Here is a 14,901-nt window from a genome sequence, read left to right as displayed (position 1 = left end):
GTTAGCATTTCCACCGATTCAGAAAGGACTTCACTTTTAATTCCCCAATTTGCAGGAGTTTTATGCCTGACACCAACCGAATCAAAGTTCTCCATCTGATCAAAAGCCTTGGTCGTGGCGGCGCGGAAAAATTGATCCCTGAAACCGCGATGGTCCATGACCAAAGTCGGTTTGAATTTCATTGCCTCTATTTTTTCCATCAGGAACAAAACATTCTTGACGAATTGGAAGCAGCCGGTATTCAAACCCACCTTTTTCCTGCGGGCAATCTCGAGCTCTTTTTCCAGATCAAAAAAGTGAAGCGCTTCGTGATAGAGCAAGGATTTGATCTCATCCATGCCCATCTACCCTGGGCCGGCATTCTGTCGAGATTTGTGGGCAAGGAACTCTCCATTCCCATTGTATATACCGAACACAATACTTGGGAGCGATACAATAAAATTTCCTATTTGGGAAACCGCATGACCTTTAAACTCCAAGATGTAGCCATCGCAGTGTCCAATGAGGTGGCTTTGTCTATGCGACTCAACTCCATTTGGGATCCATATCGAAGAGGAGGAAGACTAAAGGTGCGCGTGGTGCAGAATGGGGTGAATACGGAAGTGTTTAGGAGAAGGAAGACGGAAGACGGAAGACAGGAGACAGGAGACACAAGACATAAGACACAAAACACAAGACACAAGAAATTAGACCTTAGACTAGCGTATCAAGGATCAGGTATCACGAATCAGGATGTAGTGTGCGAGGCACAGGACGTGAGTTTTGCTGAAAGGAATACCGAAACGTCTTTGTTACGTGATCAATTGGGAATCCCTGAAGGAGCCGCAGTCATCGGAAAAGTGGCGGTGTTTCGATCTCAAAAAAGGTTATGGCTTTGGGTTGAGATTGCCCTACGGATTTTGGAAAAATATCCTGAAGCTCATTTTTTACTGGTGGGAGATGGAGAGTGGCGTGAACGAATTCTTAGCCAAATAAGTAAATCGGGCAAATCCGCCCATTTCCATTGGGTGGGGGTTCAAAAAAATGTGGTGCCTTACCTCAGCCTGATGGATATCTACCTTAGCACCTCCGAATTTGAAGGGCTACCTATTGCCATGTTAGAGGCAATGTCCTGTGAAGTGCCAGTGGTAGCTACCCGTGCCGGAGGAATCGGCGAGGTGATCCAACATGGCAAGCAAGGTTATCTCACTGAAATCGAGGAGTGGGAAGAGTTGGAAAAATGCTGTTTGGAATTGCTTCAAAATCCGGCCCTTCAGCAAGAAATGGCCCAAGCTGCCCGTGAACGAGTGATTGAAAAATTCAGCATGAAGCGGATGGTGAGTGAATTGGAGGAGATTTATGCGGAAGTGATTGGGAGGGGGAAGAACGGGGGTTAGGAGGTTTGGTTGTAAAGGTTGTCGGGCCTGCCTAAGGTAGGGTGGTTTACGAAAGATAGGGTCCAGGTTCTAGAGAAGCAGGAGAACTGTTGCTGACTTTTGCAACTTGATTAAAGACCCTGAAAGGGCCTGCCTGCCGGCAAAGGCAGGGTCGAACTATAAATAGCCATGGGTGAAACCCATGGAAAAAATAATTGCGTTCGATCGCCCAGCGCTGGTGTAGGATCATCGTTTGGAAAAATCAGCATGACACCAGCGCAGCGAAGATGAAAATCAGATCAAGGCAATCTGAAGCCCGCCTGCCGGAGGGCAGGACTGCATACAGTGAGGCACAAGCCTGCCTGCCGCAGGCAGGTCTGAAGACTTTCGCCATTAGGGGCCATTAGGGGCGTATTCGAAGTATCGAGGTTGCCTGTGGTCAATCTATTGCCTGTATAATGCAAGTTGGTCAATAGACTCGCGCCAAGCGGAGCAGGCGATGTAAATATGACCCCAAAGGGCCTGCCTGCCGGCAAAGGCAGGGTCGAACTGTAAATAGCCCCGGGTGCAACCCGGGGTAAAAGAAGAAAGCGTTGATAATACGCTGGTGAAGGATCATCGTTTGGTAAAATCAGCACGATACCAGCGTAATGGAAAGGGAAGGAAGTTGGGAAGAATAGCGGTTTAGAAGTATGGAAGTTTTTCAATTCCCAATGTTCAAATTCAATGAACAATTTTCAAGGAAGGTAAACATCAGACCTGAGGGGCCTCAGCTAACTCCCTGTTTCTCCGCTCTTCCTCCACAATTCGATTGTAGATTTCTGCCCGTTTTTTGATTCGATTGGTCTTTTCCCAATCCATAAAGGCAACAATCACAAAGAGCATAAAGTACATAATCTGGGACTTCTGTCGAATGATAATTCCCAGATTCGACATCACAAAGGTCATGGAGATGGAGATCGAGATAAACACCACGGCAGCCATCTTCACCATCGCCGGCGCAATCCGGATGTAATCAATAAAGCTTTTCTTCAGAATCCTGGAAAACATGTAGATGTATAAGGCATTTTCCATGGACACTACCAATCCAATGGCATTGGGAGAATCTACAAATAAGGGTCTAAACCAAAAGGTAAAAAGCTTCATCGGGAGACTGTAGCTTGCCATGTCAACTCCAGATCCTGCGGACTGTAAACGCTGTGCATTAAGGGCAGTTTCTTCCTCGAAGCTTTGAACCACATTATTCGGATCGTAACCTAGAAACACCAACAGGTCTTCATAGACAAAAACACTCATCCCAATGGCAAACACCACCACGGCATATTTCTGATAGAGCGGCACTTTCTCACGACCCAACACAAAGCCTAAGCCCATCCCAATCAAGACCGCAAACAGGATATGCGGCCGGATCATGTAACAGATAAAACTTCCTAGGACAATGTGAAAAATCCGCTTTTGTGGCCAAGAGAGCCCGTAGGTCAAAAAGGCTAATCCAGTAAAGATGTAAGCTCCTTTACCCAGAGATGCCGTCCAAAAGTGCATATTGGGCAAGAACATAAAAATGGTAATTGCGTCCCAACCCTCAAATTTGGGGTTGAAGCGCAGGTTCTCTTTCATAAAACAGTAGAAATACACAAAGCCCCAAAATCCCACCCAGGTGGAAAGGAACATCATCATGTCATAATTAAAACCCAACCACTTGGCAAAGGGATAATTGATCCATTCGATAAAAAGGGTTCCAGGAACGAAGGCATCAAACCAATTTTGATAATGATGATGACTCTGATAATACATAACAGAATCGGAACGATTGAATTGGGTATAAGTCCAATAGACCAATCCAAAAAAGATATGGTACCAAAACATCTGATTCAATAGGCCCGCCTTCAGCCACTTATGCTCCTGCTGAAGGTTGTTCAGAATGGGCTGAGAGGCAAAGAATAAAAACAAGACTAGGAATACAGCGCCGAGCACGGAATTGGAGGGTTTGGATTTTCCAAATATAAAAAAGAGCCGTGATTCTTAAGGGTCAAGAGTTAAATGTTACTAGGGGATGTTTTCGGTTTAAGAATATCCACAATCTTTTCACAAATCGCGGATATTCGTCGACTGACCACAGACGACAGTCCACAGCACTTCTAATCGGACTCTAAGCCTTACCTTATTTGGTTACTGGTAGAAAAGCGGATCATCATCTTTCGGTTTTAAGTGTTGGATTGTTGGACGCTGTGACTGGGAAAGGTTAATTGAGAAAAGGGGATTTTTTGATTTTGGGGGATGTGCCTTAGCGGGTAAAAAGTGGTTGCTTGAATTTTCGGACTAATGCTGGCCTAAAAGATCTTTGTAAAAATCTTCGAATTGTCGGGTGACTTGGGGAAGGGTGTAGTGGGAAAGGACGAGGTGATGCGCTTGATTTAAAATTTCTTGTTTGGCAAAAGCCTCCATGGTTAATACCTCATGGATTGAATTGATAAAGGCATTGGAATCGGATGGAGTCATACACCACCCGGTTTTCCCATTTTTTAGGATTTCTGGTATCCCTCCTACTCCGTAGGCTATTACCGGAACCTTGCAATACATCGCCTCCAAAATCACTCCCGGCAGTCCCTCCACTTTAGAAGTCATGACGAGGGCTGAAGCTTTCGCCAAATAGGGAAAAATATTGGCCTGATTGGGTATTAGGAGTACCTGATCACTCAGTCCCAGCATTTGAATTTGATCAGTCAATGAATCCTCCAAGGGTCCGGAGCCTAAAAAAACCATCTTCAAATTTGGAATCTGTAGCTCTTTGAAAATCTCTAGCATTCCCAAAGGATCTTTTTCAGGAACCAAACTTCCAATCTGAATCAGATACGGGGATGAAATAGGACTATCGGCCTTTGCTAACTTTTGATTTATTTCCTCCGAATTCACTCCGATGGGAATGGTTACCATCCGTTTTCGCAAAGAGAAGGTCTGAATTACATCCCATCGGCTAGCGTCACTGACCGATATGATCCCATCCACCTGACTGAGCAAAAACTTATTCCATATTTTAGCCAGTCTACCTTTCAGCATAGGACTGATTTGATTGGCATTACGGTAAATCAATTTGTACTGACCTTTGTAAAAATAGCCAGCACCGACGCACATTCTTAGAGCCTCTGAGGCGTTGGCTTGCACCACATGGGGATTTAATTCTCTGAGTTTTTGCGCCAACAGTTTAAAGCCCTTAAAATCAATTTTTCCTCTGGAGTCTAACTCTAACTTAATCTGCTCCCCATCGAAATCCAGTCCCTGCTCTGACTTAAACAGCGCTATCAAGGTTACCTGATGACCCAACTTGATCAATTGCTCCGAAAGCTGTGCTGCAAAAATCTCCGCCCCCCTACGCTGAGGTCTGGTCACCACTTGTACTATCCGCATACGTCCTTGTAAAATTCCAAAAATTGATTGCTAACTCTCCCGAAGTCAAATCGATCTTTGGCTTTCGAAGCTGAATTTGCTAAGGCTGGTCCCGAAATTTCTGCGGGCAAATGGGCCCAATAGGTCATCGCCTCTATAAATGAAGGGTGGTCGCCCGGCTCCACAAGTCTTATCGTGGCAAAACCTTCCGCCATTTCTTTGATTCCACCCACCGCATAAGTGACTACCGGAATCTTTGCAAGGAAAGCTTCTGCCAGTACAGCAGGCGTTCCTTCCATCTTACTCGAAAGTACCAGAATGGAGTTTTGGGGTACCAAAGCCCAAGGGTTTGGCACCGCTCCAAAAAACCGAATGGCATGGGGTGCCACTTGTTGTGCTGCGGTTTGTATTTGCATTTTGAGCGGGCCATCTCCGATCAACCACAATTGGGCCTTAGGATCCCGTTTTAGGTATTCGCCAAAAATCCGGATGAGCTCAACGTGATTTTTTTCTTGGGTAAACCCTCCAATATGGACAAACACCTGAGATTCTGATCGGGGAGCCAAAAGAAACTCCTGAGCTGGAATAGCAATGGGGATTTGGGTTTGCTTACAAGTGGATGGCAGCAGCTGAGCCAAATCTGTTTGGGAATAGCGACTCACCGAAATAGCACCATCCCATGCGCTTAGGAGCTTTTGATACACCCATTTCTTCCAATTTGAATCCAAGTAATGGCTTACCACTCCCCCATTATTGAACACCAGTTTGGCGGAAAAAGAAAAAACCGATTGGGTCAAGGATAAAAACTTCACCGTATCTCCCCCATTAGCTTGAATCAGCTCCGGGTTAAACTCCTGAATGACCTCTATCAATCTTTGCCAATGCCAAGGAAATAGCGTTTCCACTCCAGAAGTTAGGTTTAATCGGAAGTGACTTCCTTTAAACTTTAAGTCAAACTCTCCGGCATACAGCGAGACCAGTGCCACTTCGTTTCCCGATTCAAGTAGCCTGTTTGCTAATTGTGTGGCGAAAATTTCCTGGCCTCTTGCCTGAGATCGATGGATAAGAAACAGAATTCTCATTTTCTAAAATAAAAATCCATCACCCAACGATCACCCATTTGATTAAGGGTGTGAATCCCCAAGATCGAGGAGGATTCAGAAGGTTCGATTTTACACACCTCCACCTCTTCGTAGTCAGACAGGCTTAATTTTTTGATTTCCATCAGCCGAATGCGATGACCATACCGCTTTTCAGAATCTTGGGCCGGTCGATACAATTTTCCATTTTTCAAAAACAGTCTTCCCGCAGGTCGTGATCTTCTGACATCCGAAACAATGGGGTTTAAGGCATGGGATACCCAAGTGGGAAAATCGAGTGAAGGAGAAAAATAAAGATAGAGTTCATCAAAGGGAGAACAGGCTGGATGAGCTTTCTGATTGACAAAAAGCCAATATCCTTCGGTGGATTTCCAGAGGGTGGGATCATACCCTTCCACCGGTAGCATGACTTCCTTCCTTTGCCAGACAAATGGAAAATCCACCGCGGTATATTTCCAGATTTGACCGGATGCTGCACTTTCCGGAATCAAACTCCATTGCCCATTTTCCTCCCAGATAAAAGGATAGGATAGATGCCATTTTTCTTCTACCACAGGTCGGATGGCTCCTTGCTGATCCACTACTGTAATCCGTCCTTTGCCTTCTCTTTTGGAGTATTCTTCTGCAAAAATCCAATCCTTTCCTTGCTGCTGAATCGGAAATGGGTCTGCTAGGTAAGACTCTGCTGATCTCGGATTTGGCACCAGCTGAACGTCTTGAGGAGCTAGGATTTGGTTGGTAAAGGTGAGGTTTTCAACATAACCCAGATCCCAATGGGGCTTGAATAAGCGTTCCTTCCACTTCCGTAGAATAGTCCTAAAGATCAACTTAGAAATCAAGGGCAGAAGCCTGGAAGCACTTGGAGGTCGCCAGAGCGGCCCCGTCGGTTTATTAGGATGATCCAATCGATTGTTTTTCCACTTTTCGAGCCCCACTTGATGAATTTCTCGAATAACTCGGACCGGAAAACAGGCTGAAAGCCAAAACAGTTTGTTGGCATTGCGCTGCACCGAAAGCGGATCGGTCTGGGTCCAGGATTGATAGAGGATGGGACCTTGGTCGAGCTTTTCGGTAAGTTGAAGCAAAGCGACGCCGGTAGAGGGTATTTGCCTCATCACTTCCCAAAACGCCGGTGGGCCGCCTCGATACACAGCAGGATCTCCATGGTGGAAAGACCACACACCCAATTTTGGTAGGGTTAAAATCTTTCCGGACAGGATTCGAAATCCAAACCTCAGTAACACGTCCAGCTTAAATTCTTCGATCCGGTCTAAGTCAGCATTTGAAAAACTGTCTCGGTACTTTTTTTGAATCGGTTTTAGGGTAACTGTTTCAATATCCCTTGGGAGTATGTCATCAATTGAAACTGCCTTGAATGCATCCCATTTTGTATTAAATAAGGTTCGATCCAATGCCCGGTAAATTCGATACCCCATCGGACTTGGATTCCCAGAGGATTTTGGCGATTGGTTGAAAACCAACACCGAAATTTCCGCAAGTCCAGAAGACAGGATTTGCCTAATCGCTTCGGCTTGCCAAGCTTGGATGGTGGAACTGTCTAGAAGAATCCCGATTCGGAGCATGTTTTTTACCCCCTAAATCCCTCTTGAGGGGGACTTGGGAATGTATTCAATTTTCAATGGTCAAACTCAATGATCAATTTTCAAAGCAAATCCAAATTGATGAAAGACTTATATGAGGTGGTGACAGTCGGGTCAAGACCCCAAAGGGCCTGCCTGCCGGCAAAGGCAGGGTCAAACATCTCAATAGCCCAGGGTTGATTGGTGAGCTTATCGAACCATCACCCTGGGAAGAAAGAATAGCGCGTAGTTTTTAGCGCTGGTCCGAAATCATTGTTTGAAAAAATCAGCCCGATCCCAGCGCAATGGAACGGGAAAGACCGTGTTTTATTTATCACATAGAAAAGAACATAGACACCTAGCTATACAATTGTCAATTGTCAATTGTCAATTGTCAATTGTCAATTTTCAAATTCAATTAACAATTTTCAAGGAAGGCCTACTGGGCCAAATATCCTGCTATTTTGATATGACCCTAAAGGGGCAGGAGAACTGTTGCTGACTTGCGCCAGTCATGTCTTGTCTTAAAAGGCTTTTACTCCTTCCTTTCATTTGACTATTCTCCCTCCCCTCAAGGGAGCCTGTCCCGCAGCTCTTGCGGGAAGGGTTGGGGTGGGGAAATTCTTTTTACCACTCCCTCATACTCCCTCGCGATCTTTTCAATATCAAAACGGGCTTCCGCCTCTCTCCTAGCCTCCTTACCCATCGCAGCCATCTGCTCGGGATGCTCCAGGGCAACTTTCATTTTGCTAAAAAGGTCTTGGGGATCACCTACTTTGAACGTCAGGGCGGTTTTGCCATCGGTGACTGCTTCGAGATTCATCGGAATATCGGAGGCGATGATGGGAACGCCCGCCATCATGGCTTCGACGAGTGCGCCGGAGAAGCCTTCGTACCAGCTTGGAAACAGAAAACAGTGAAATGATGTCGGATGTCCGATGTCGGATGTCGGATGTTCTTTCCCATTTGAAACAAGTAAATCCATTGGGTTGGAGATTTTGCCGGGGAGGAAGACGGAGTCTTGAAGGCCGAGAATTTGAATTTGATCTTCCAATTCTTTTCGAAAAGGTCCTTCGCCGAAGATGGTCAGGGTGCAGTCGGGATAGATTTTCAGGACTTGGGCAAAGGCATGGATGGCATCCTGAAAGCCTTTGCGCTCCAGGAGGCGGCCGTAGGAGATGAAGTGCTTCGTCACCCCCGTCACTGCCGTCACCCCCGTCACTGCGAGGCTGCTCTCGATAGAACCTTCCTTTTCCGATAAATCATCAGCAGACGAAGCAGTCTTATCGGAGGAAGATTGCTTCGGTCGTACCTCCCTCGCAATGACGTCCCCCGTCACCCCCGTCACTGCGAGGCTGCTTTCTATAGAACCTGCTTTTTCTGATAAATCTTCAGCAGCCGAAGCAGTCTCCTGATTAAAAGAATTTTCTATCGAAAAGATTGCTTCGTCCTCCCCGACATTCGTACGGGGCAGGCTGTACCTCGTCCTCGCAATGACGTCCCCCGTCACTGCCGTCACTGCGAGGCTGCTCTCTATAGAGCCTTCCTTTTCCGATAAATCATCACCAGACGAAGCAGTCTTATCGGAGGAAGATTGCTTCGGTCGTACCTCCCTCGCAATGACGCGCCGGCCGCGGTACACGACCGATATCGTTTCCTTTTTCAAACCGAGTGTCTTCACATGGGAATCTGCCAAAGCCTGCGCATTGGCGATCCAGTGAACAGGGATACCCGCTGTCAGGCGATCCAGCCAGTACACTACTTTGTATTTGAGCCCTTTCTTGTCTTTCCAGGCCATGGGACTGTAGGAGTCATTCACCAAAGTGCCCAAAAGTGGAACTCCGGTGATCCAGGAAGCGATACGGGTGATGATATCTGCACGCCAGAGACAGGAGATCAACAGGTCGGGTTTCTCGGTACGGATCAAGCGAACCAAGCGAGAGATGGCCAAAGGAAAATGATAGGTCTCCGGAATATCCAAAAAAATAAGCCGTACACCGGCTTTTTCATACTCACTTTTCAACTCCTGCTTGGGGTAAAAATACACCAAGGCAGCCTCCGTATCCGGCGAAAACCTCGACAGGATCTCCAAATGGCTTCGCTCTGCTCCGGCATTGACTAGAGCATCTTGGGTGAAAAGGACTTTCAATTTCTTGAAACTCTTTTTAATGAAAGAGGGTCCAATGTTTTCCCGCTAATTCCCCAAATCCCATCCCAGATCCCGATTAAGCGGTATTTTGTCCTGGACCATCGATTTACACCAAAGAACATTGAATGAATTAGATATTTTCCCTGACGATAGAAATAATTGATCAATCCTTTTAAGGTAAAATGATCTTTCAAAATCAGCATCAGATTTCTGGAATGGTAATATCCTCTCCAAATCAGGTTCTTAGAATTGGATTGGGAACCTAAATGCTTACGATTCACCTCCATCAAAGGATCATTCAACACACCCACAAGTAACCCATACTTTCTAAGTCGAAAACAATACTCATAATCCTCACACATCATAAACAAATCGGTTCGGAAATTCCCGACTTGCGTCACAGCAGAAGCACTTAGCAGAGCATTATCTACCAAAACAAAATCTGCATTCGAAATCCCTTGATCTGCTTGTCTTATAGGTCTTGGTATTCCTCTTTCCAGTCGGAAACCTGTAACTCCAAGAATTCCATCTAACCTTTTACCCTCAACTTCTGATTTCAAACTGGACAAAACCTTAGAATTAGGGAAGCTATCATCATCCATTAGCCAGAAATATTCTATTTCCCAATTTTCTCTCGCATAATCTATTCCTGCTGCCAATCCCGCCCCATAACCTACATTCACAGGCAAATTGACTGCATATATCCAAGATTCCTGAGTTTGCAAGAAGGCAATAGTACCGTCTGTGCTGCCGTTGTTAACCACGAGAATAATATCAGGATTTATTTCTTGGCCTTGAATAAATTTTAAATTTTCCTGCAAAATGGAAACCCTGTTAAAAGTCACTATGATACAGGCAATTTGCTTTGAAACCTTCATTCGCTATTTAAATCCAAGGTCTTTCCCATCCTACCCCTCCAATAATGCCAAAAGGCTAGGGAAATCATTTTCATATTTTTACAGCCATAACCCGGACCATATCGAAATCCATAAATAGCCTTGAGAGACCATTTTTGATACAGATTTCTTCGCATAAAGGGAAGAGAGACTGAATCAGAGATATAAAGAAGATTTCTCAGACTATAGTATTCTCTTACTAGATTAGTTTTCTTTTGATAAAGTGGCCGCTCAAAACCTAAACGACCGTGTTTGCTTCTTGCTTCCAAAAAAAGTACAGTGTCCACCACAATCGAATACCCTTTTCGCTTGACCTCAAGACAAAAATCCAATTCTTCAAACCCGAAAAACAGCTTGGGATCGGGGGCAATACCTACCCTAGCCACGTCACCGCTGACCAACATACACATCCCTCCTGCCACATAGTCCACTTCGATCCACGGCTTTTTTTCTAAAAGTCGAGACTGAACTCTTAATATCTTCCCTTTTCTACCGTCAAAATATTGACCCACAGCTCCCAAAACCCCACAAAATGGGTTGGCATTCCTAATTGCCAATAGCCGCTCAAAGCAGTCCTCTCTAAAAGGGGGATCATTGTCATCTCCCCAATAAATCCAGTCCAATCCGGCTTTGCCACAGAGCTCTAATCCCTTGACTGCAGCCCCTGCCGGACCGGTATTTTTCCCCATCCGCACATAGGTCAGACGGGAATCGTTCTTTTCCTTTAGGACCTGTTCGGTCTCCCAGTCCTCGGAATTATCGATAATCCATAAGTGCTGAGGAGGAACCGTCTGTGCAAAAATGCCTTCCAGTGTATTTAGAAGTACTTGAACCCGCTGATAGGTGATAATAAATCCACCAAATCTCATTTATGTATAGGATTTGGAGAATAAAGACGCTTTACCAGAGAGGGAATTAAGGCTATTCCCAATCTCACCAAAGTATCCAATTTGAAAGGTTTAAGCAGATAGGCGCGGAATAAGTGCTTTCGAGCTTCGGAGAATTGCCTAAATCGGAGGTAATTCACGCCGAGGATCTGATGATATAACCTTTGAACTTGGAAATCGAGATCAGGATGCTTTTTCAAAATATACAGAATGGAATCGGACATAGCTCCCAAATTGTTGTTCCCTCCACTGGAAGCTTGGTGATACTTTAGAACAGGGTTTGGTATTTCGACTCGTTCCCATTCCTTTCGATCCAACCTGAAAAACAACTCCGTATTTTCTGCAAATTTCAACTCAGCATCATACCCCCCTATTTGTTCAAATACTTTCCTCCTGATCGCAAAACTTCCCGAGAGATATCCAATATATTTTCCAGGTTCAGGAACATAGGTTCTCTCAATACCATTTTTTCTAAGATAATACCCACCCAAAAGTATTGTAGCGGTTGGTTTCTTCATGATAGAATTAGAAAAATCATGCAAGGCAGAAGGCACAAGCTCATCATCCGAATCCAAAAAAATCAACCAATCTCCGGTAGCAAGTTCGGCTCCCTTATTTCTTGCAGCAGATACGCCTTGATTTTCCTGATAGCAATACCTGACGGAAGGATATCTTTCCACTACCTGTCGGGTTTGATCAGTAGAACCATCATCCACTACAATGATTTCAAAGGCAGGAAAGGTCTGATGAAGGACTGACTCCATCGCCCTAACCAAGGTGGCTGCCCGATTATAGCTTGGAATAATGAGGGAGAATCTAGGTTCCAAAATGATTTTTTAGCTGGCGGAAATGGATAAGGGCCGATTTTCCCTGTCTGAGGTAGGCCCACATTTGGGATTCCAAAATGGCAAAGGATAGTTGGTTCTCGGGTTTGGAAGGCTTACCCATCCATCGTACCCCATACTTACCGTATAGCAAAACTGACTTGACAGTATTGGTAAAATAATGGAAGGCAAACCCCACTATTGGTCTAAAAGAAGCTGAAAAGTAAAAGGTATAAGCACTCAATAAACCGGCACTGCCGGAAATTCCTTTTTTCATTCGAATATAGTAGTCCCAAGTCAAGCGGGAGGCAGGAAGCTGATGGGTAAATTGCAGGTTGGGAGAATAGGCCACTTGATAGCCCATCAATTGCATCAGCCAACACCATTCCACATCATCTCCGGCGCTCATTTCCTTACCTTTTCTCCCACCGAGGACTGGTTTAAATCCCTTTTGAAACAGTTCCAACAACGGGTTTTTCCGATAAATCGAGCAGGCCCCATACACATGGACCAATCGCTTTCCTACTGAATTAACGATCTGCTGAGGCCCTACAGCATAGCTGGAGGAGTAGCGATCAAACCAATCCGGCTTTGGTCCTAAAAACTCGGGAATCCCCAAACTTCCCAAAACTCCAATTCCAGGATTTTGGGAAAGCACTTGCTGTGACTGAAAAAGAAAATCCGAAAAGAGGACATTGTCATCGTCACAAAACAGAACCCAGTCGTATCGGGCTGCTCGAAGCCCTGCTAAACGGGCATAAAGCAAACCGGGTTTTTCTTCGTGAATAACTCTCCAAACTCCAGAAGGAAAAGAAGAACTTAACTGTGTACGAACCATTTCCCCCGTCCCGTCCGAGGAAGCATTGTCCACCACCAGGATTTCATATTCAGGAGGATGTTCTTGAGCAATCAACGATGTCAAGCAAGGTCCAATTCGTGTTCTTCCATTGTGGGTACAGACAACAATGCTGATCATTTAGACTGCGAATATTCGATAAATCGCATTGGTCATCTTGGACTTCAGCTTTCTCCCCAACCGATTCCAAGGCGAATTAAGGGCTTCTTTAAAACTTAAGCTGGGTTTGATTTGGGAAAGAACCTCATAGCCATTTTCTAAAAGTTGATTTCTGTACGATTGGTACAGGGTGGCCAAGGCTGCATTTTCCGCCTCTTTAAACTCATCCGTAAGCAGGCGCTCAGTGAGATGGGACTTCTCAGGCTTGAACCCGCTGAAATGAAAAAACACCAAAGGTGTATCCGCTTGATTGACCGAATATCCCTCCGAAGTTTGGAGGAGTTTACGCTCGCTGAAGTTCCACCAAGCCATATTCCATCCGGGGTGCTTAACCGATTTGATTTTGTCAAAAAACAAGGGTGCCAAATCCATCCATTTTTGGTCCACAAAGATCCCGTAGCACTTGTCGATGCGGCAGTGTTCTTTTAACCGTTCTTTCCACCATTGAATAAGCCGAAAGGACTCGGTTCCTCTTTTTAGCCCGATAAAGCCCAAATTATACATCCCATGCCGAAGGGAAGCCAATTCCCCCGTACTAGGCTTCGGAGTGGTGTAAATGAGATTGGGAGTCAGCAGGATTTCGGCCTCACTCCATTCTTGATCCATGAGCTTGGGCGATTGGTAAAAGCACAAATCCGGATCGAGGTAGTAGATCTGATCTACTTCAGGATATTTAGCAAACAGGTATTCGAAGTAAAAGGGCTTTATCGCTGTGTTAAACTCAATGATGTTGTATCGGGCAAGCATGGACTCAAAATCCGGATAGCCCAAGTCAAAACATGGCAAAAAGTCAAATTCATTCCAAACCGAATAATCGATGTTGACATTTACTCGATCGGCCAAGCCAATCACCAACTTTACATCTGATTCTAATTCCTTGAGCGATTTTCCTAAAGTAAAGGCAAAAGGGAGGTAATTATTGGAGCAGAGGGTGAAATAAATAGAACTCAAAAAGCTAATTTTTTAATAAATGATCTTAACGAAACTTTTATCCTATTTGAAATTTTAATTAGATACAATTCAGCTGTTGAAGGAAGCAAATCCGTAAATTCTACCTTTATTTCCTCTGGAAATGAGTCACTTTTAGTTGAACTTATACCCCCCGAAGCGAAAACAGCAATAATCTGATCAACATATGTAAACTTCGTAAGTCTTCTACATCTTAAATTTAAGTGCCAATCGGCTGAAACAGGATATCTAAGATCAAAAAACAAATCATTTTTAGCGAGGAATTCTCTCTTGTAAAATATAGCTTGGTGACATATAGATTTTTTCAACATTCGATTTTTAGAAAAATACCCAGCGTAAATTTCCCCATCTCTTGCCCATCCTGTATCACCAAGTATTTTAACATTTCCATAAACGACTGGTAAGGCTGTAGCCTGGATTTCCTTGAAAACTATTTCTAAGACAAACTCATCATAAAGGATATCATCACTGCCCAAAAAATATATCCATTCACCTTTAGCCAATCTGATTCCTTTGTTCATTGCATCATAAGTACCTAAGTCAGGGCCATCGAAAACAAAAATCCTTGATTGGTTGAATTGGTTTGGAACTAAAAGAGTGCCATCCGTAGATCCACCATCAAGAATCAGGATTTCATAGTCTTCAAATTTCTGGGCAATGATGCTTTCTAAAGTCTGCTTTAGAGTTTTCTCAGAGTTGAAAGTTGGAATTACTATGGAAAAAAAAGGGGACTTCAATGAAT

12 protein-coding genes are annotated in these 14,901 nt (G+C 44.6%); 1 reads left to right on the top strand and 11 read right to left on the bottom strand.

The window, feature by feature from the left end:
• The first annotated feature begins 62 nt into the window (after nt 1–62).
• Nucleotides 63–1,376 (top strand): glycosyltransferase, encoded by a 1,314-nt coding sequence (locus tag ACFPIK_RS00930; protein ID WP_377911265.1) that lies wholly within the window; start codon nt 63–65, stop codon nt 1,374–1,376.
• 732 nt (nt 1,377–2,108) lie between these two features.
• On the opposite strand, the gene ACFPIK_RS00925 is transcribed toward ACFPIK_RS00930, so the two are convergent.
• The 11 genes from ACFPIK_RS00925 to ACFPIK_RS00875 all read right to left on the bottom strand — a co-directional run bounded on the left by ACFPIK_RS00925 (nt 2,109) and on the right by ACFPIK_RS00875 (nt 14,896).
• Nucleotides 2,109–3,329 (bottom strand): hypothetical protein, encoded by a 1,221-nt coding sequence (locus tag ACFPIK_RS00925; RefSeq protein ID WP_377911263.1) that lies wholly within the window; start codon nt 3,327–3,329, stop codon nt 2,109–2,111.
• Between the two features lie 345 nt (nt 3,330–3,674).
• Nucleotides 3,675–4,760 carry a glycosyltransferase gene (locus ACFPIK_RS00920; protein WP_377911262.1) on the bottom strand — a complete coding sequence of 362 codons (1,086 nt, stop codon included), beginning with the start codon at nt 4,758–4,760 and terminating at the stop codon, nt 3,675–3,677.
• A complete protein-coding gene (locus ACFPIK_RS00915; RefSeq protein ID WP_377911260.1) occupies nt 4,751–5,821 on the bottom strand; it encodes a glycosyltransferase in 1,071 nt (356 codons plus the stop codon). Before ACFPIK_RS00915 ends, ACFPIK_RS00920 begins: the two co-directional genes overlap by 10 nt.
• Nucleotides 5,818–7,422 carry a glucosamine inositolphosphorylceramide transferase family protein gene (locus tag ACFPIK_RS00910; RefSeq protein ID WP_377911258.1) on the bottom strand — a complete coding sequence of 535 codons (1,605 nt, stop codon included), beginning with the start codon at nt 7,420–7,422 and terminating at the stop codon, nt 5,818–5,820. Before ACFPIK_RS00910 ends, ACFPIK_RS00915 begins: the two co-directional genes overlap by 4 nt.
• A gap of 568 nt (nt 7,423–7,990) precedes the next feature.
• On the bottom strand, nt 7,991–9,568 hold the full coding sequence (locus tag ACFPIK_RS00905; RefSeq protein WP_377911256.1) for a glycosyltransferase: 1,578 nt from the start codon (nt 9,566–9,568) through the stop codon (nt 7,991–7,993).
• Entirely contained in the window at nt 9,565–10,446 is an 882-nt protein-coding gene (locus tag ACFPIK_RS00900; RefSeq protein WP_377911254.1) for a glycosyltransferase, read from the bottom strand. The genes ACFPIK_RS00905 and ACFPIK_RS00900 overlap by 4 nt, the downstream gene beginning before the upstream one ends.
• A complete protein-coding gene (locus ACFPIK_RS00895) occupies nt 10,443–11,333 on the bottom strand; it encodes a glycosyltransferase (RefSeq protein ID WP_377911252.1) in 891 nt (296 codons plus the stop codon). The genes ACFPIK_RS00900 and ACFPIK_RS00895 overlap by 4 nt, the downstream gene beginning before the upstream one ends.
• Complete coding sequence (locus ACFPIK_RS00890) at nt 11,330–12,178, bottom strand: glycosyltransferase family 2 protein (RefSeq protein WP_377911250.1); 849 nt, start codon at nt 12,176–12,178, stop codon at nt 11,330–11,332. Before ACFPIK_RS00890 ends, ACFPIK_RS00895 begins: the two co-directional genes overlap by 4 nt.
• On the bottom strand, nt 12,168–13,151 hold the full coding sequence (locus tag ACFPIK_RS00885; RefSeq protein ID WP_377911248.1) for a glycosyltransferase: 984 nt from the start codon (nt 13,149–13,151) through the stop codon (nt 12,168–12,170). Before ACFPIK_RS00885 ends, ACFPIK_RS00890 begins: the two co-directional genes overlap by 11 nt.
• Nucleotides 13,152–14,141 carry a hypothetical protein gene (locus ACFPIK_RS00880; protein WP_377911246.1) on the bottom strand — a complete coding sequence of 330 codons (990 nt, stop codon included), beginning with the start codon at nt 14,139–14,141 and terminating at the stop codon, nt 13,152–13,154. It lies immediately after the preceding gene.
• Nucleotides 14,138–14,896, bottom strand: coding sequence for a glycosyltransferase family 2 protein (locus ACFPIK_RS00875; protein WP_377911244.1), 759 nt, complete (start codon nt 14,894–14,896; stop codon nt 14,138–14,140). The genes ACFPIK_RS00880 and ACFPIK_RS00875 overlap by 4 nt, the downstream gene beginning before the upstream one ends.
• Between the last annotated feature and the right edge of the window lie 5 nt (nt 14,897–14,901).

The sequence above is a fragment of the Algoriphagus aquatilis genome, assembly GCF_042657405.1.
Taxonomy (GTDB): domain Bacteria; phylum Bacteroidota; class Bacteroidia; order Cytophagales; family Cyclobacteriaceae; genus Algoriphagus; species Algoriphagus aquatilis.
This window is presented reverse-complemented; position numbering and strand designations above follow the sequence as displayed.

Excerpts from the sequence above, each read along its gene's own strand:
- ACFPIK_RS00915 (WP_377911260.1), bottom strand. The coding sequence starts at position 5,821 with ATGAGAATTCTGTTTCTTATCCATCGATCTCAGGCAAGAGGCCAGGAA.
- ACFPIK_RS00930 (WP_377911265.1), top strand. The coding sequence starts at position 63 with ATGCCTGACACCAACCGAATCAAAGTTCTCCATCTGATCAAAAGCCTT.
- ACFPIK_RS00895 (WP_377911252.1), bottom strand. The coding sequence starts at position 11,333 with ATGAGATTTGGTGGATTTATTATCACCTATCAGCGGGTTCAAGTACTT.
- ACFPIK_RS00900 (WP_377911254.1), bottom strand. The coding sequence starts at position 10,446 with ATGAAGGTTTCAAAGCAAATTGCCTGTATCATAGTGACTTTTAACAGG.
- ACFPIK_RS00910 (WP_377911258.1), bottom strand. The coding sequence starts at position 7,422 with ATGCTCCGAATCGGGATTCTTCTAGACAGTTCCACCATCCAAGCTTGG.
- ACFPIK_RS00885 (WP_377911248.1), bottom strand. The coding sequence starts at position 13,151 with ATGATCAGCATTGTTGTCTGTACCCACAATGGAAGAACACGAATTGGA.
- ACFPIK_RS00920 (WP_377911262.1), bottom strand. The coding sequence starts at position 4,760 with ATGCGGATAGTACAAGTGGTGACCAGACCTCAGCGTAGGGGGGCGGAG.